Source organism: Arthrobacter sp. NPDC055138 (assembly GCF_053607305.1).
Map to the genome: position 1 here is coordinate 253,920 of NZ_JBSGTH010000005.1, position 17,389 is coordinate 271,308.

General features: G+C 67.3%; 11 protein-coding genes and 1 tRNA gene. 5 read left to right on the forward strand and 7 right to left on the reverse strand.

Annotation, left to right across the window (positions count from 1 at the left end; translation table 11 throughout):
- Positions 1-310: 310 nt before the first annotated feature.
- Both ACWF5H_RS14265 and ACWF5H_RS14270 read left to right on the forward strand, forming a co-directional pair.
- Positions 311-2,386 (forward strand): TPM domain-containing protein, encoded by a 2,076-nt coding sequence (locus ACWF5H_RS14265; RefSeq protein ID WP_452037618.1) that lies wholly within the window; start codon positions 311-313, stop codon positions 2,384-2,386.
- 75 nt (positions 2,387-2,461) lie between these two features.
- Positions 2,462-3,229, forward strand: a complete 768-nt coding sequence (locus ACWF5H_RS14270; RefSeq protein WP_364648244.1) for a PspA/IM30 family protein — start codon at positions 2,462-2,464, stop codon at positions 3,227-3,229.
- 74 nt (positions 3,230-3,303) lie between these two features.
- Here ACWF5H_RS14270 and ACWF5H_RS14275 read toward each other — a convergent pair whose 3' ends face one another.
- The 4 genes from ACWF5H_RS14275 to ACWF5H_RS14290 form a co-directional block, all read right to left on the reverse strand.
- A complete protein-coding gene (locus ACWF5H_RS14275; RefSeq protein WP_452037619.1) occupies positions 3,304-4,437 on the reverse strand; it encodes a hypothetical protein in 1,134 nt (377 codons plus the stop codon).
- Between the two features lie 152 nt (positions 4,438-4,589).
- Positions 4,590-4,663, reverse strand: a tRNA-Met gene (locus ACWF5H_RS14280).
- A gap of 45 nt (positions 4,664-4,708) precedes the next feature.
- A complete protein-coding gene (locus ACWF5H_RS14285; protein WP_452037620.1) occupies positions 4,709-7,699 on the reverse strand; it encodes a UPF0182 family membrane protein in 2,991 nt (996 codons plus the stop codon).
- A gap of 196 nt (positions 7,700-7,895) precedes the next feature.
- Positions 7,896-9,029 (reverse strand): YlbL family protein, encoded by a 1,134-nt coding sequence (locus tag ACWF5H_RS14290; RefSeq protein WP_452037622.1) that lies wholly within the window; start codon positions 9,027-9,029, stop codon positions 7,896-7,898.
- Between the two features lie 274 nt (positions 9,030-9,303).
- Between ACWF5H_RS14290 and ACWF5H_RS14295 the strand changes: the two genes are divergently transcribed.
- A complete protein-coding gene (locus tag ACWF5H_RS14295; RefSeq protein ID WP_452037778.1) occupies positions 9,304-10,737 on the forward strand; it encodes a zinc-dependent metalloprotease in 1,434 nt (477 codons plus the stop codon).
- Here ACWF5H_RS14295 and ACWF5H_RS14300 read toward each other — a convergent pair.
- A complete protein-coding gene (locus tag ACWF5H_RS14300; protein ID WP_452037623.1) occupies positions 10,734-11,399 on the reverse strand; it encodes a M48 metallopeptidase family protein in 666 nt (221 codons plus the stop codon). The two genes, ACWF5H_RS14295 and ACWF5H_RS14300, sit on opposite strands and share 4 nt — an antisense overlap.
- Positions 11,400-11,550: 151 nt before the next feature.
- Here ACWF5H_RS14300 and ACWF5H_RS14305 point away from each other — a divergent pair, with 151 nt between their 5' ends.
- On the forward strand, positions 11,551-12,624 hold the full coding sequence (locus ACWF5H_RS14305) for a TOMM precursor leader peptide-binding protein (protein WP_452037625.1): 1,074 nt from the start codon (positions 11,551-11,553) through the stop codon (positions 12,622-12,624).
- A 40-nt stretch (positions 12,625-12,664) separates the two neighbouring features.
- On the opposite strand, the gene ACWF5H_RS14310 is transcribed toward ACWF5H_RS14305, so the two are convergent.
- Positions 12,665-14,794, reverse strand: a complete 2,130-nt coding sequence (locus tag ACWF5H_RS14310; RefSeq protein WP_452037627.1) for an ATP-dependent DNA helicase UvrD2 — start codon at positions 14,792-14,794, stop codon at positions 12,665-12,667.
- On the reverse strand, positions 14,791-15,738 hold the full coding sequence (nudC, locus tag ACWF5H_RS14315; RefSeq protein WP_452037629.1) for an NAD(+) diphosphatase: 948 nt from the start codon (positions 15,736-15,738) through the stop codon (positions 14,791-14,793). The genes ACWF5H_RS14310 and nudC overlap by 4 nt, the downstream gene beginning before the upstream one ends.
- A gap of 161 nt (positions 15,739-15,899) precedes the next feature.
- Here nudC and ACWF5H_RS14320 point away from each other — a divergent pair, with 161 nt between their 5' ends.
- Entirely contained in the window at positions 15,900-17,369 is a 1,470-nt protein-coding gene (locus ACWF5H_RS14320; protein WP_452037630.1) for a macrolide 2'-phosphotransferase, read from the forward strand.
- The last annotated feature ends 20 nt before the right edge of the window (positions 17,370-17,389 follow it).

Sequence of the window (17,389 nt, forward strand, 5' to 3'; positions counted from 1 at the left end):
CCACTATGCACGGCATCGCTGGGATAACGTCACACGTTTCCTGAAAGGTTTCTGGGAAGCAGCCGGACGTGTACGACGGCGGCGTCCGCCTCCGGGCTGGGGGCGCGGCCCGGCCGCGGTGCGGCTCAGGGACCGGGCCGGCACCCGCGCTGCGGCGGCTCCGCGTTCGCCGCGGGCGGAGAGCATCGGTGGACTGTGTCAAATACGGGACCATAGAATCACAATGGCGGATCCGCCCCGTTCGGGGGCCGGACCATGCTGACGAGCCGGGGCACCACGGCCCCAGTTTGCGTTTGCCGAAGGGACCTTCATGCGTTCACCGTTCAGGCGTCTGGCGGCCATAGCCGGCCTGACAGCAGTCTTCCTTTCGCCGGCCGCACTGGCGCAAGCCGTGCCTCCGGTCGACTTCCCGCCAGGCGATTTTGTGGTGGACCGGGCCGGCGTACTGGGCTCCCGGACCGGCGAAGTCGAGGACGCGGTCCGTGAACTGCAACAGTCCGAAGGCTTGAACGTCTTCATTGTGTACGTCGACGAGTTCACCGACCCGGCCGACCGCCAACAGTGGGTAAAGGCAACCTCCGAACTCAACTCGATGGGCTCGGTCGATAGTGTGCTGGCCGTTGCGGTGGACAGCCGCGAATATGTTTTTGAATCTGCCCAGGACAATCCCGTCGAGCCTTACGACCAGAACATCGCCCGGTCCATCCGGCCGGCCCTGGGCGCCGGGGAATGGGCGGACGCAGCGCTGATGACCGTGGCTGCCGTCACGGACGCTGCCACGGGCGGCGACGGGACGGCGGCCGGTGGCGGCGCCTCGCTGGCCCCGGTGCTGCTGATCGGCGGCGGCGTGGTGGTGGTGGGCGGCGGCGCGGCCCTGCTGTATGCCCGGTCGAAGCGCAAGAAGGACTCCCGCCGGCAGCCGCAGCTGGTGGCCGGCCCCGACGGCCGTCCGATCGATCCGCATGACGCCATGTCCGTCGAAGACCTGCGCAAGAAGGCCGGAAGCCTGCTGGTGGCCGCCGACGATGCGATCAAGTCAAGCGAGCAGGAACTCGGCTTCGCCATGGCGCAATACGGCGATGAAGCGGTGCAGCCGTTCCGCCAGGACATCACTGCGGCAAAGTCGCACATGATGGAGTCGTTCAAGTTGCAGCAGCAGCTCGACGACCATATTCCAGACACCGAACAGGAACAGCGGGCTTGGCTGGGCGACATCATCCGACGCTGCGAAGCGGTCAACGATTCGCTCCAGGCACACAAGGAAGACTTCGACGCCCTGCGAGAGCTGGAAAAAACCGCACCGCAGGCGCTTGAGCAGGCACGGTCTGCTGCCCACGAGACCCGCGGCCGGCTGGCCAACGGGACGGCTCGGCTGCAGGAGCTCCGCGCCCGCTATGCCGACAGCGCGCTGCAACAGGTGGCTGACAATATCGATCAGGCCGGCGAGCGGCTGAATTTCGTCGAAAACGCGGCCAACACCGCACAGGCCAAGCTCGACGAAGGCGACCGCAGCGCCGCGGTGATCGCTGTGCGTGCCGCCGAGGAAAGCCTGCATCAGGCCAATATCCTGCTGGAGGCCATAGCCAAGACGGCCAGGGACCTCGAAGAGGCCCGGAACAGCATGGAACGGACCGTCTCCGAGGCTGCACAGGACATCGCCCAGGCCAAGGCCGTGATGGCGTCCGGGCAGCACCCCGAGCTGGCCGGTCCGGTGGCGGGGCTGGAGGCGGCGCTGTCCTCGGTCCAACAGCAGGTTGCCGGCGGACGTATCGACCCGATCATGATGGTGCAAAGGCTGGAAGAGGCCGTGGCGCCGCTGGATGCCGCTCTGTCCGGAATCCGGGACAGCCAGGATCGCAGCCGCCGCGCCCGCGAGGCATTGCAGCACGCCATCATGTCCGCGCAGGCCCAGATCTCCGGCACCTCCGACTATATTCAGGCCCGGCGCGGCGGGGTCCGGAGCGAGGCCCGCACCCGGCTGGCCGAGGCGGAACGGAACCTTGACCATGCGCTGGCGATCGCGGACTCCGATCCGGAGCAGGCCCTCAACTACGCCCGGCAGGCCAATGCCTTGGCCCAGCAGGCCAGCCAAATGGCCCAACAGGACGTGGACGGTTTCGGCGGCATGGGCGGCTTCGGCGGCGGCGGGATGTTCGGCGGCCGGGGCGGCGGACTGGGCGGAGCCATCCTCGGCGGCATCCTGATCGACTCCATCCTGCACGGGGGGCACGGCTCGCACGGCGACGGCGGCTTCTTCGGCGGCGGCGGTGGCGGAGGCGGTGACGTTTTCGGCGGCGGCGGTTTCGGCGGCTTCGGCGGCGGCGGCGGGTTCGGCGGCGGCTTCGGCGGATTCGGTGGCGGCGACGGAGCCGGTGGCAACTTCTAGACCAGACAGGCTGGGCAGCCAACCGGCTGCCCGGAAGGCAAACAGTTCGAGTAACCCAGATCGAAAGGCATCACCGTGGTAAAGCACTCCATTTTCGGCCGCATCGCACAACTGGCCAAAGCGAACATCAACTCACTGATCGATCAGGCCGAGGACCCGCAGAAAATGCTGGACCAGATGGTCCGCGACTACACGAACAACATCGCCGAAGCCGAGAGCGCCGTTGCACAGACCATCGGCAACCTGCGGATGCTGCAAGACGACTACAACCAGGATCTCGAGAACGCCAACAGTTGGGGCAACAAGGCGTTGGCGGCCAGCAGGAAGGCCGACGAATACCGTTCCGCCGGACAGGCCACCGATGCAGAGAAGTTCGACAACCTCGCCAAGGTAGCGATCCAGCGGCAGATTTCCTCCGAGAACGAAGCCAAGGGCGCCGAGCCGACGATCTCGTCGCAGACTGAGATCGTCGAGAAGCTCAAGCAGGGCCTCAACCAGATGAAGTCCAAGCTCAATGAGTTGCAGAACAAGCGCGATGAGCTGATCGCCCGCTCCAAGACCGTGCAGGCGCAGACGCAGGTCCACGACGCCATTAAGAGCATTGACGTTCTGGACCCGACCAGCGAAGTCGGCCGCTTCGAGGAAAAGATCCGCCGCGAAGAGGCAAAGGTCCGCGGCCAGGCCGAACTCGCCGCCTCCAGCCTCGACGCGCAGTTCGAAAGCCTGGAAGACCTCGGCGAACAGACCGAGGTGGAGGCACGGCTGGCAGCGCTCAAGGCCGGCAGCAGCACCGCGCCCTCGTCACTTGAGGCCGGCAAGCAGACGACGTCTGAAACCTACTGACCCTGCCCCCACCGGGGCACGTCGAAGGGCTACGGCCGCACCTGGCGAAGGTGCTGCCGTAGCCCTTCTTCGCGTCAGCGGCGCGGCTTCGCGGCCCCGGGAGAGCGGCGGCTTGCTCCGCGCCCGGGCTTGGCCGCGACGTCCGGTGCGCGGCGGAGTGCCCTCGGGTTGAAATGCCGCGGCCGGTGCTCGTCTGCCTCCGGCCACCCGGACGCCTGCACCGGCGGCGCCGTCTCTCCCTCGTCCGTCTCCGGCATCGGACGACGGCGGGCACGCGCCGCGGATGCCTGTGCGGGCCCAGCGGCTGCCGAACGGGACGCGACAGCGGCCGCCGAACGGGAGGCGACAGCGGCTGCGCCGCGCGGAGACTCTCCTCCATCCCCGCCTTCTGGCCGCTTGCGCAGCAGGAGCCAGCCGGTCAGCGCCACGTAGGCGGCCGGGATCAACCACACCGGGACGGCCTGCAGCGCGTCCGTCAGGGCCCCGTGGACGCCATGCGCGGCGTCGATCAGCCGGTCCTCGACCTCGGTTCCTGCGGCGTCCCGCACGGCAAAGAAGGCGTAGTAAGCCGTGCCTAGCCCGGCGAGCAGGAGCAGGTACCCTTGCGCAGTGTCCAGGACCGTTCCGCTGGCGGGCCATCGCCGCCCGGCAGCGCCTCCCAGCCATGACGCGGCAGCACAGAGAAGGCCGAAACCGGCGAGCAGGCCCAGGAGGTAAGCGGCAATCTCCACCGCAGCGGCTCCTGCACCGGACCCTAGCTCGCTTTCCATCCTCGTGAGCAGTTCCGGAAGTTGCGGAGCCAACGATGCCAGTCCGGTCACGGCGCCGGCCACGGCGAGGCCCACGAGACGGATGCGGACTCCGCCGACCGGCGACGCTGCTTGCAGCAGGGGCACACGGCCGCCGGCGATCAGGAATGATGCCAGCAGCACCACTAGCATCCCGGTGCCGGCGGAGACATAGGCCAGGGCGCCCGCCGCGGCCGTCGGTCCCCCCGGGACCAACAGCGCCACCGAAAACGAGGCAGCGTAGCCGCCGGTCAAGGCCGGCGCCGCGGCGGCCGACCAGCGCGAGGCGCCTGGCGTCGAGATGTCGGAGGCCCGGGCGGCGACCATCGCGAGCCAGACCGGCAAAAACAGCAGGCTGCATGGATTGAATAGAGCTGCTACTCCGGCGGCCACCGCATAGCTGGGCACAGATTCAAGCATGGGATAAACAGCGATCTTTCCAGGGGAAAATCGGGAACGGGTGAAACCATTCTATCCGCCTCGTGTTCCACCAGCTGATCCGCCCAGTGTTCCGCGGCACGGCACGCAAAAGCCCCGCCTGATATGACATCGGACGGGGCCTTTACTCTTCGTTGCGGGGAGAGGATTTGAACCTCTGACCTCTGGGTTATGAGCCCAGCGAGCTACCGAACTGCTCCACCCCGCGGCGCAGTGAAAACAATACCGGCCGCGGGATGGTGAAGCAAATCGGCTATTGACCCTCGGTTGGCTGCGGGGAGGGCTGCTCGGTGGCCCCGCCCGTGCCGCCTTCGGAGATGGCTTCCTCGGCGGCAATCGCGTCCTGGAGCGCGGACTGCAGGCGCTTTTGGGCTTCGCCGTAGGCGGCGAAGTCGCCCTTGGCCAACGCTGCTTGTCCGTCCTGGATGGCGGTGCGGGCCGTCTGCAGCGCCGTCTGCAGTTTCTGCTCGGAGGTGGTGGTCGTCGGAGCTTCCGGTGTCGCCGGGGTCTCACCAACGTTGCCCTGGTCGCCGGTCGTGGCGCCCGAATCGCCTTGGAAGACCTGGTCCAGTGCTTCGGACAGCGTCGGCGCAAAGCCCACCGATTCGCCGAAGCTCACCAGTACGCGGCGCAGGATCGGGTAGGAGGAAGCGCCCGAGGACTGGACGTAGACCGGCTGCACGTACAGCATGCCGCCGCCAACCGGAAGGCTGAGCAGGTTTCCGTTGATGACTTCGGACGCACCCTGGCGCAGCAGGTTCAGTGCCTGCGACACCTCGGTGTCCGAGTTGAACAGGTTCTGAGCCTGGCCGGGGCCCGGCACTGTGATGTCCCGCGGCATTTCGAGCAACCGCATGGTGCCGTAGTCTTCCGCCTTCACGCCGTCTTTGCCAGTGCCGGCATCGGCATTGACGGACAGGAATCCATACAGCACGTTGCGCGCCGGCTGGCCCGGCGGGGTGAACGGAATGAACGGAGTGGTCAAGGAGAACGACGCCTCGTCTTGCTTGGGCATCTTCAGCGACAGGTAGTACGGCGGCTGCTTCACAGACGACCCCTCACCCAGGGTCGGGTCCGCGGGCACGCTCCACGCATCGGAGTTCTCGTAGAACTGGCCGACATCGGTCACGTGATAGCGGGTCAGCAGTTCGCGCTGCACTTTGAAGAGGTCCTCTGGATAGCGCACGTGGGCCATCAGGTCCGCAGACATCTCGCTGTAGGGCTTGATCGTGGTTGGGAAGACCTTCTCCCAAGCCTTGAGCAGCGGGTCGTGGTCGTCCCAGGCGTACAAGTCCACCGACCCGTCGTAGGCGTCCACGGTTGCCTTGACGGAGTTGCGGATGTAGTTGACGTCCTCGGCGGGAAGTGCGACCGTGGCACCTTCCCTGGTGGTCGAATCAATCGTTGCCGATTCCAGTTGCTGCGGCGTCGAGTACGGGAAGGCCTTGCTGGTGGTGTACGCGTCGACGATCCACTTCACCCTGCCGTCCACGATCGCCGGATAGGCGTTGCCGTCCACCGTCAGGTAGGGGGCCACCTTCTCGACACGTTCGCGGGGGTTGCGGTCGTAGAGGATCTGGGACTCGGAGTTGACGGCGTCGGAAACCATCAGGTCGGTGGACTGGAACTTCAGGGCGTACACCAGTCGGTTGAACCAATTGCCGATGCTCGGACCGCCGTTGCCGTCGAAGGTATTCCGGGTGTCTGTTTCGGCGTTGGCGCTCTGCGGCCTGTCGATCTCGATCGGGTTGTTGCCCTTGGGCGCGCCCACGATCGAATAGTCCGGCGACTTTTCGCCGAAATAGATCCTCGGCTCGTAGTTTGAGTCGTTCGCCAGCACACCCTGGGTCGGGATGCCGGAGAGCAGGAAGGAGGGTTTCCCGTCGGGTTCGACCCTGGAGCCGGCTGCGGCCACCACGCCGTAACCATGCGTGTACAGCAGGTGTTCGTTGACCCAGCCGGCCGGCACGCCCGCGGTGTTCAGTTCACGGACGGCAATGACGGTGTCCTGCACCTCGCCGTCGATGTTGTAGCGGTCCACGTTGAGGGTCTTGTCGAACTGGTAGTACTGGCGGAACTGTTCCAACTGGGCAAACGCGTCGGAGACGAGGTTCGGATCCAGCAGGCGGATGTTCGCCGTGGTCTCCGCATCCGTACGGAGCGCACCGGCTTCCGCTTCCAAAGTTGCCTTGTAGTTGGTGGACTCGATCTTATCCAGCCCATAGGCCAACTGAGTCAGCGCGATATTGCGTTGAATGTAGTCGGCTTCAACCTTCTGCTCGTTGGGCTCCACCTGGAAACGCTGCACGATCCACGGGTAGACGCCGCCGGCCAGGATCGCCGTCACGATAAGCATCGCCGTGCCCACGATCGGGAGGCGCCAGCGTCCGACGAATGCGGAGACGATGAACAGGATGGCCACCAGCACGGCGGCGACGGCCAGGATGGCCTTGGTGGGAATGACCGCATGGACATCCGTGTACAGCGCGCCGGTCCACTTCCCTGCGTCGGACTGGACCGTGGAATAGCGGTCAAGCCAGTAGTTGATGCCCTGCAGGATCAGGAAGAGCGCGGCGAAAACGGCCACGTGGATCTTGGCGGCGGTGGACGCGAAAAACCCCTTGTCCTCCAGCCGGATGCCGCCGTACAGGTAGTGGGTGAGCAGTCCTGCGATGCCGGCGATCAGCACCACGCTGACCAAGTAGCCGTTGATGAAGCCCAGGAACGGCAGCGTGTTCATGTAGAAGCTGTAGTCGAGGCCGAACTGAGGATCGGTCTGGCCGAACTGCTCCTGGTTGAAGAACAGCAGCACGGTCTGCCACGCCGAAGCCGCGGCGGTGCCGGCGAAAGCGGCGAGCACCAAGGGGATGCCGATCATCAGCAGGCGGCGGACCGGTTCCAACTGCTGCTGGTAGCGGTTCAGGTTGTCCTGCAGCGAGCTGTCCGGCGCGTACACCGGGCGCGAGCGGTACGCCACCCGGAGGCTGAAGTAGACGGCGAGGCCCATGATCAGGAAAGCAATCAGGAAGATGGCAATCCGGGTGCCGTTTTCTTTGAGGAAGACTTCCAGATAGCCCAGCTGGTTGTACCAGAGGATGTCTGCGTAGATCTGCGAGAAGAAGACGAAGCCGACTACCAGGACCGCCACCACAATGAGGGTGGGAACCAATGCGGAGCGCTTCTTGCCAGGACTGCTGGGCGGTGTTGGCCGGTCGCCGTAGGACCGGTCTTGTCCGAACGTCACTCGTTACCTCGTTATTTGCGTGTTTAGCATCGCGGGCAGACCCGCCGCTGTCGGGGATACTCCCCCTAGGTTCCACGAACGGACGGCTCGGAGGGTTCCTTCCCCATTCTGCCTTGTCAGCACCGGCCCGGACGAACCGCTGAGGCCGTCAGGACGTTACTGTTGCCTGAATGTGACCGCCGGCCACTGAAACGAATCAACTGCAGCCGGGCAGCGAGGAGGCGTCCTTGCCCTCGCCGATCAGCTTGACCGCGTGGACTGCGTCGTCCAAGGTGGCCACTGAGACAACCTGCAGACCGTCCGGGACATGGCCGGCGACCTCGGCGCAGTTGGCCTCCGGCGCCAGGAAGACGGTAGCTCCGGCTTCTGCCGCACCGACCAGTTTCTGCCGGATTCCGCCAATCGGGCCAACGGTTCCGTCGGCGTCGATGGTGCCGGTCCCGGCGAAGTGCTTGCCGCCGGTCATTTCGCCTTCGGTCAGGGTGTCGATGATGCCCAGTGCAAACATCATGCCGGCGCTGGGGCCGCCCACGTTGTCCAGCTGGATCTTTACCTTGAACGGGAAGTCGAATTCGGTTCCCAGCAGGACGCCCAATTGGTAGTCGCCGTCGCCGTTTTCCTTCGGTGCGACGTCGATGGTTTCCTGCTGGCCGTCGCGCGTAATGCCCAGTTCCACCGGGGCGCCCTCACTGGCATTGAGCTCTTCGCGCAGCACGTCGATGCCGGTGACCGGCCGGCCGTTGACCGTCCGGATGGTGTCCCGAGACTCGAGCTTCCCGGCAGCCGCGGCGTCGGGGGTGAAGTCGGCGACCGACAGGGTCTGCGAGAACTTAACATCCAGCTGGGTCAGTGCCGCCGCGATCGATGACTCCTGCGACGACGCCATCAACGCGGCGTTCTGCTGCTGAATGTCGTCCTGCGTCACGTTCGGCGGATAGACCAGATCGGTGGGCGCGACGCTTCGCTGCGGGTCCAACCAGGCGGCCAGGACCTGAAGCATGTTGACCTGCGAATTGGGTCCGCCCTCCACATAGACCGTCGTGAGGTCCAGGGCGCCGGAGGTCTTATAGGTCGGACGGTCCGGAACCTCGATCAGGGGCGTTCCGGAGATTTCGCCGATGGTGTTAATCGCCGGGCCCGGGGTTTCGATGACGTACCCCGCCGGCAGCGCCAGTCCCAGCACGCCGGTCACAACCGCCACCACCGCGGCGGCCGCCATGACCGGCCCCCGGCGGTCCCGGGGACGCGGCGCAACAGACTGCGGCCCGGCGACATCGCCGTCCCAGCCGTCCATGCCGTGCTCAGTGCCGTTGTTGGTGGACTGTGTCACGTGATGGATTCCTTCTCGCCGCTCGGTTGTACGCAGACGGCACGGCCGCCTGATGGCGCGCACGGCGCCTGCTCTAGCGTACGCCGTGCGCCTGGCATCGGCCCTCCGGGTCCTTGCTCGGCCTAGAGCGAACTGCACACGCTCCGGCGCGACAAGGAATCCCGGCTGCCGGTAACGTGGGAGTGACGCAACATCCCGGGCACAGTCCCCCGCTGCCTCCCCGGCAGCCGCTGCGGCTTTGCTCGCTCCAACCCTTCGAGGACCGGTGGTAGTGATGACCCCCAAGCAGCCAGACGACGACGCGCAAGATCCGCTGTCGGAGATGTTCGCCAGGCTCTTCGGCGGTCAGGCAGGTGACGTGGATCCCGCCGCCATGGCCAAGGCCGCAGGGCTGCCGTCCGACCCCAACGCCTTGGCCCAGATGTTCCAGCAGGTGCAAGCCATGATGAACGCACCGTCGGAGGGGCCGGTCAACTGGAAGCTGGCTCATGAAAGCGCCCGCAAGGTGGCCGCTTCGGACAGCGACCCGTCGGTCACTTCTCAGCAGACCAAGGCGGTTGACGAAGCCCTCCACTTGGCCGAGATGTGGCTTGATCCTGCCACGACAATTCCGGGCACGGGGGTCATCGGCCGTGCCTGGTCCCGCGCCGAATGGGTCGAAGAAACGTTGCCCACGTGGAAGCGGCTGACGGAGCCGGTCGCCAACAGCATCGCCTTTGCGCTGACCTCAGCGCTCACCGAGCAGGTTCCGGAAGAAATGAAGCAGATGCTTGGCGGCGCGCATTCCATGCTGCAGAACCTGGGCGGGGCGATGTTCGGCATGCAACTGGGCCAGGCCGTGGGAGCCCTGGCCAAGGACGTGGTCAGTTCCAGCGACATCGGCGTTCCGCTGGTGGAGGGAAAAATGGCCTTGCTCCCGGCCAACGTCAAGTCCTTTGGTGAAGGCCTGGACATCCCGGCGCAGGACGTCCTGCTCTTCCTGGCCATCCGCGAGGCGGCCCATACCCGGTTGTTCACGCACGTGCCGTGGCTGTCGGGCTACTTGCTGGGAGCCATCGAAAGCTACGCGCGCGGCATCCACATCGATATGGGCCGGATCGAGGAAGTTGCCCGCAACATCGATCCCGGCAACCCTGAATCCATGCAGCAGGCCCTTTCGCAGGGCGTTTTCATGCCGCAGCGCACCCCGGAGCAGGATGCCGCCCTGATCAAGCTGGAAACAGCCCTTGCGTTGGTTGAAGGCTGGGTGGATGAACTCACCGCCAGCGCCGCGGCCAACCTGCCGTCCGCGCCGGCGCTGCGCGAGACGGTGCGGAGGCGCCGCGCCACCGGCGGTCCTGCCGAACACGCGTTCGCGGCCTTGGTCGGCCTGGAACTTCGTCCTCGCCGGTTGCGCGATGCCGCGGCACTGTGGGCGGCACTGAAGGAGGAACGCGGGATTGAGGGACGCGACGACGTCTGGAACCACCCGGACCTGCTGCCCACGCCCGAGGATCTGGACGATCCGGCCGGCTTCAGCGCCCGCCGGAAACTGCTGGACGCCTCCGAGGCCGAAGTCGACGAGGCGCTGCAGAAACTCTTGAGCGGCGGGTTCGACGAGCAGCCAGGCGATGACAGTTCCCCGGGACAGGACGAAACACCCGACGGGAACGACGACGGTTCCGCTGAGGGCGGTCTGAACGGCTCCGGGAACGGAGACCGCAGCTAGGCGTCGCCTTCGTCAGCGCCATTCAACACATCGTCGTCGTCCTGCAGGCCGCGGCCCATGGCAAACGCCGCGCCGGAGAGGAAGGCCTTGGCCCGTTCCAGCTGCGGGTAGGGCTGCAGCAGTTGCCAGAAGCGCGGCCCGTGCCCTGCCTCCAGCAGATGCGCGAGCTCGTGCAGGATCACATAGTCCACCACCCACGCGGGCATCTCTTTGATTTTGTCCGAGATGCGGATGCTGCCCCGGGCCGGGGTGGCCGATCCCCAGCGGTCGTTCTGGTTGGACACCCAGCGGATGCTTTCCGGCACCGCGTCGCCGGCCAGATACCGCTCCGACAGCTCGCCGGCGCGGCGGGCCAGCTCGGCGTCGTTGGTTGCAGTACGGCCTGCCGGACGTGCACCGCGGGTCTCGAGCTTGGCCAGCATCCGCCGCACCCACTCCTGTTCCTGTGCCTGCGTAAAGTGGCCGGGAATGGAGATCACGGCGGCCCCGTCCCGCCACGCGGCCGAGACGGTCCGGCGACGGCGCGCGGAGCGTTTGACCACCACGGGAGCACCGCTGGATGTGGTCAACGGCACGCGCTCCCCGGTGCCGGCCACCAGCGGCACCGGCCGCGAGGGTTCCCCTGATCCGCGGGATTTCTGCGTCTGTTCTGCTCGGGACATGCGTTGAGGTTACCGGGTGCTTCGGACCGCCCGCATCCGCCCACGGCTCCTGCCCCGTTTTCTGTGGATAACCATCGGGCAGCTGGCACCGCCGTGCCAGCATGGACTATCAGCTCGCTCCCGGTGACGGACAAACGGCAAGGAGGTGGCCATGGCCCGGCTGAAAATCAATCCCGGCCTGCGCATGGTCGAATTCGCAGCGGGCAGTGTGCAGTTCGGTCTGGGGGCCGGCGGGCTGGTGCTCGACGGAACCGGGGAACCGGACCGGCAGTTCCTGCGCCGCCTGCGTCAGGGTTTCGATTCCTCCGAGCTGGACTCAGTGCGCGCCGGCTGCAGCCTGGATGCCGAGCGCGCCGCCTTATTGCTGGCGGCGCTGGCGCCGGTGCTGGTGCCCGATGCCGGCGGGGAACGCCTGTCCGGTCTGCGCGCGGACCGGCTGGGCCCGGACGCGCGCCACTGGTCCGCGGTCTACTCGGCCGATGGTGAGGGGCCGTTGGCGGCGCGGAGCCGCTGCGTGGTGCAAATCATCGGGCTGGGGCGCACCGGCGCAGCGCTGGCCACGGCCCTGACGGCCGCCGGCGTCGGCACCCTTCTGCTGGAGGATCCGGCAGTGGTGGGCCCGGCAGACGTAGGCTCGGGCGCCTTCCGAATCACCGACATCGGCCTCACCCGAGGACAAGCTGTCCGGCGTGCGGCCCGCCAGATCGACCCCACGGTCGCTTGCCACCTCTTGCCGGGCGCGACCGCGGAACAAGGGGCCGCGGGGATCTTTCCGCGTGCGCTCAGCCTGGCCATCTACGTCGACCGCGACGTGGCGGACCCTCGGGTCGCGGCGGCGCTGATGAGCCGGGGCCATCCGCATCTGAGCGTCCTGGTCCGTGAACAAGACACCTTGATCGGGCCGCTGGTGGTCCCCGGTCACACAAGCTGCCTCGGTTGCGTGGAACTGCACCGGGCGGATGCCGATCCGACGTGGCCCGCGGTCGTGGCCCGGCTGACCGGCACACGTGGCAAGGCCTCCGCCCGAAGCCAGGCCGACGAGGTATCGCAGTCGGTAGCGGCCGCCGGCTTGGCCGCCATCCAGGCTCTGTTGTTCCTGGACGGACGAAACCAACCGGGCAGTTTTTCCGCCGTGCTCAGGCTCGAGAGCGGCGACGGCACCCTGACCCGGCACGACTATCCGCCGCATCCTGACTGCGGTTGCGTGCTGGCCGCGGCGTCCTGACACCGGACCGCATCAGCAGACCGCCGGAGACCGCGACAGCTCAGTTTGCGGCCAGGATCCGCAACACGTCCTCGCCGTAGCGCTCCAGTTTCGCGGGTCCCACGCCGGCCAGCTTGGACAGCTCGGGCAGCGTCTGCGGCCGAGCCTCGGCGATCGCCACCAACGTAGCGTCGGTGAAGATCACGAAGGCGGGCATCGACGCATTGCTGGCCGTGTCCTTGCGCCACTCGCGCAGCGCCTCGAACGTCGACTCCTCGTAGGTGGGAGGACAGTTGTGGCACCGGCCGACCTTGCGCTCCGCTCCGCTGTTCAGCAGGGTGCCGCACACCCGGCAAACCGCCGGCGCGGCTTGCTTGCGGCGTGCGGGGCGCTGGCCGGACACGCTCCGTACCGAGGAAGAAGAAGCCGGCCGCAACCCGTCCAGGAACCGGGATGGCCTGCGGTTGGCTCGGCCGCCCGGAGTACGGGCCAGCGACCAGGACAACCCCAGATACTGGCGGGCACGGGTGATGCCCACGTAGAGCAGGCGGCGCTCTTCGTCCACGGCGTCGTCCGTGTCGGCGAAGGAGATCGGCATCAGTCCCTCGCTCAAGCCCACCAAAAAGACCGCGTCCCATTCCAGGCCCTTGGCGGAGTGCAGCGATGCGAGGGTGACGCCTTGGACCGTGGGAGCGTGCTGTGCAGCCGCGCGCTCATCCAGTTCCGCGACGAAGTCCAGCATGGTGAACACACCGCCGGCTGCCGACCCGCGGACGGCATCCAACTCCTCGGCCAGCCCCACCAGCGCGGCCAGCGATTCCCAGCGTTCGCGCACGGCTCCGCCGGCCTGCGGGGCATCTCTGGTGTAGCCCAGATTCGCCAACACATCGCGGACCAGTTGCGGCACGGGCTCCGTTCCTGCGGCGCGGGACGATGCACGCAACTGCAGGATCGCGTCACGGACCTCCCGGCGCTGGAAGAACCGCTCGCCGCCGCGCAGCTGATAGCCGATACCGGCACTGGCCAGCGCTTGTTCGTAAGCCTGCGACTGGCCATTGGTCCGGAAGAGCACGGCAATCTGGGCAGCAGCCACGCCGTCGTCGATCAGGCCGCGGATTCGGGTGGCCACCTGCGCCGCTTCCGCCTCGTCGTCGGCGCATTCGGTAAAGGTCGGCTCGGGGCCTGCCGGGCGCTGGGCGATCAGCTCCAGCGGGGTGGGCCAGCTGTCCGTGCCGCGCGTCGGCTGCCGGGTTCGGGCGGCAAGCAGAGAATTGGCCAACTGCACCACCTGGGGCGTGGAGCGGTAGTCCCGCACCAGCTTCACCACATCGGCTCCGGGGAAGCGTTTGGTGAACTCCAGCAAATGGCGTGAGGTCGCGCCGGTGAAGGAGTAGATGGTCTGGCTGGCGTCCCCGACCACGCACAGCTCGTCGCGGTCCCCCAGCCAGAGGTCAAGCATCCGCTGCTGCAGCGGCGAGACGTCCTGGTATTCGTCCACCACGAAGTGCCGGTACTGGTCCCGCACGGCGGCGGCGACCTTCGCGTCCTCCTGCAAAATCCCGACGGTGATTAACAGGACATCCTCGAAGTCGATGATGTTCCGGTCCGTCTTGACGTCCTCGTACGCCTGGTACAGCCGCGCCACCGTGGTTTGGTCGAAGCCCGCCGGCGCTGCACGACCGGCCGCCCGGCGGACGTAGCTCTCGGGCGTCAGCATGGACACCTTGGCCCATTCGATCTCGGCGGCCAGGTCACGGATGGCAGCCCGGTCGGTGGTCAGCCGCAGGCGCCGCGCCGCTTCGGCGATGACGCTGGCCTTGTGGTCCAGCAAACCGGGCAGCGGGCCGCCGACCGCCTGCGGCCAGAAAAACTGCAACTGGCGAAGCGCCGCGGCGTGGAACGTGCGCGCCTGTACCCCGCCGACGCCCAGGTCACGCAGCCGGGTCCGCATTTCGGCGGCCGCCCGGGCCGTGAAAGTCACGGCCAGCACACGCTGCGGCTGATACACCCCGGTGTGCACTCCGTAGGCAATCCGGTGGGTGATGGCCCGGGTCTTGCCGGTGCCCGCCCCCGCAAGGACGCACAGCGGGCCGGCCAGCGTGGTGGCCACCTGGCGTTGTTCGTCGTCCAGCCCGGCCAGGATCTGCTCGTCGAGGCTGACCTCCGGGCGGGACGCTGCCGATGCGCTCATTGCCCGGCCTGCGGCAGTTCGCCGCCGTACCAGTGCTCGATCAGCGCCCGCGCAATGGAAATGCCGCTGGCAACCTGGACCTCGTCGGCCTCCAGGGCTGCGGCCAGTTCGGCGCGGCTGAACCAGCGCGTCTCTAAGATCTCCACACCGTCCGGCACCGAGACCGCATCGGTTGCAACGGCCGTGAAGCCAATCATCAGCGACGCCGGGAACGGCCACGGCTGGGAGCCAAGGTAAGTGGGCGAATGCACCAAGACGCCGGACTCCTCCTCGATCTCCCGCACCACCGCTGCCTCCAGCGACTCCCCCGGTTCAACGAATCCGGCCAAGGTTGAATACCGGCTGGCCGGCCACGCACTGTTCCGGCCCAACAACAGCCGGTCGTCCTCGTCGATCACCGAGACGATGATCGCCGGGTCGGTGCGCGGGAAATGTTGGCTGTCGTCGGCCGGACACCTGCGCACCCACCCGCCCTGCTCGATTTCCGTGCGCTTGCCGCAACGCGGACAGTGCGTGTGCGACAGATGCCAATTGGAAATGGCCGCGGCTTCCACGAACAGCCCGGCGTCCTGGGCGGAAAGCTCCGCTGCCACATCGCGCAGGCTCAGCCACTCGCCGTCGTGCTCCGCCAATTCCGCGCCTTCAGGCAGCACGGACAGCACAATGTCCGTGCCAACCGGCACATCTGCTCCTTCCACGGCCCGGCCGAGGTAGATGGAGAGCCCGGTGGCGGCCCGTTCGCGGCTCGGCAGCAGCACAATCTTGCCGCCGCGGACCAGCGTTTTGCCGCCGGCGATGAGCATCACATAGGTGCTGTCACCGCCCCAGATGCTGTCCAGCAGGCCCGGATGGCTGCGCCGTTCGCAGCCGCGGTCCATGGTGGTGCGCGCCAGCATCAGCTGGCCCAGCGGCGGAAACCCGGCGGAGGCGGTGCTAAGACTCATGCATCTACCGTACTCACCGCGGGGCCCCGACCGTTATTCGGGCAGTCGGGCTGTGGAAGGCACGACGGCGGTGCGTACCGGTGCGGTCTGCGTCACCGATCCGGCGACTCGCCGCGGCCGTGGACAGGCTGCCGGTACCGGTTGCACGTACGGTGGACTACGTGAGAAAGACACCTCTGGAGCTGGCGGCGATAGCCAGCGCGGCCGTACCCGGGTTGACGCCCACGGGCGTTGCCGGTTTGCCAGACGATGCAGCGGATTTCCAGTCCGCCGTGCTCACCGATTCGGCCGGCAAACGGTGGCGCGTGCGTTCGCCGAAACACCCCGAGGCCAGTATGCGGCTGGAGACGGAGCTGCTGGTGCTCCGTGCTTTCTCCCCTGCCATCCGGGCAGAGCTGCCCTTCCAGGTGCCCACTGTCGCCGGAACCGTCCAGCAGTCTGAGCTGCGCACGTTCGTCTACAACCACGTGCCGGGCAGCATTTTCGGGCTGGAGGCGCTGGTCGCCTCCGCAGCCTCAGTTCCGGTGTCCATCGGGCGGGCAACGGCAGGCATCCACGATCTGCCGCCGGCCATGGTCGATGCGGCCGACCTGCCCAGCTACACCGCCGACCAGTTCCGCCAGCGCAAGCTCAACGAGCTGGACCAGGCGGCCACCACCGGCAAGATTCCGCCCGCGCTGCTTCGCCGCTGGGAGCACGCCCTGGAGGACGTGGCCCTGTGGAAGTTCAACCCGTGCGTGGTGCACGGCGATTTGCACGAAGACAACCTGCTGGTCCATGACGGCAGCGTTGGCTCGGTGACCGGCTGGACGGATTTGCGCATCGGCGATCCGGCCGACGACTTTGCCTGGCTGGTGGCCGTGCACGAACAGTCGTTCGCCGACGTGGTGTTGGAGTCCTACCGGAAGTACCGCAAGGATCCGGTGGACCCGCACCTGATGCGCCGGGCAGCGCTGGCCGCCGAATTCGCCTTGGCGCAATGGCTGGTCCGCGGTCTGGCAGCGGAGGATCAGACCATGGTGGACGAAGCCGTGGAGATGCTGAACGAGCTCGAATCCGATGTGGCAGAGCACGGCGGCCAGCCCATCAGTGTCACCGCTCCCCCGCCGCCCGCCGTTCCCCCGACCCTAGCCTCGGCTCAGCCCGCTCCCGTACCTGCGCCGGGCGCTCCGGAACTGGAGCCGGAGCCGGAGACCAGCGATGCCTCAGCCGGCGCCGCCGGTGCCGCGGCCGATGCTCCGGCTGGCAAGCCGGGGAACGCAAATTCGGCCGACGCCGTCGCAGACCCGGCCGAGGACGCCGGTTCCGCGGATGACGCGGATTCCGCAGCGGACGGCGGGCGTCCCACCCACACGGACCCTCCCCGCGTGCATCTCTCCAGCGGTTCCGGTCATCGGAAGGTCACGCTGCTCCCGGTTGAGGATCCAGAGACCGATTCCGCTATCTCGGCAGCGGCCGAGGACCGGCAGGACAACCAGGCTCCGGCCGGCCGGCAGGATAGCCGTCCGGACAACGGCGCTCCCGAGGACAGCAGTCCGGACCGGGGAGAACGCGCAGACGGTCAAGAAGCGCCGGCAACCGGCCCTGCGTCGGTGGACACCACCGCGTTGCCGGTGATCAACCAGCAGTGACCACCGCTGCCACAGCGACA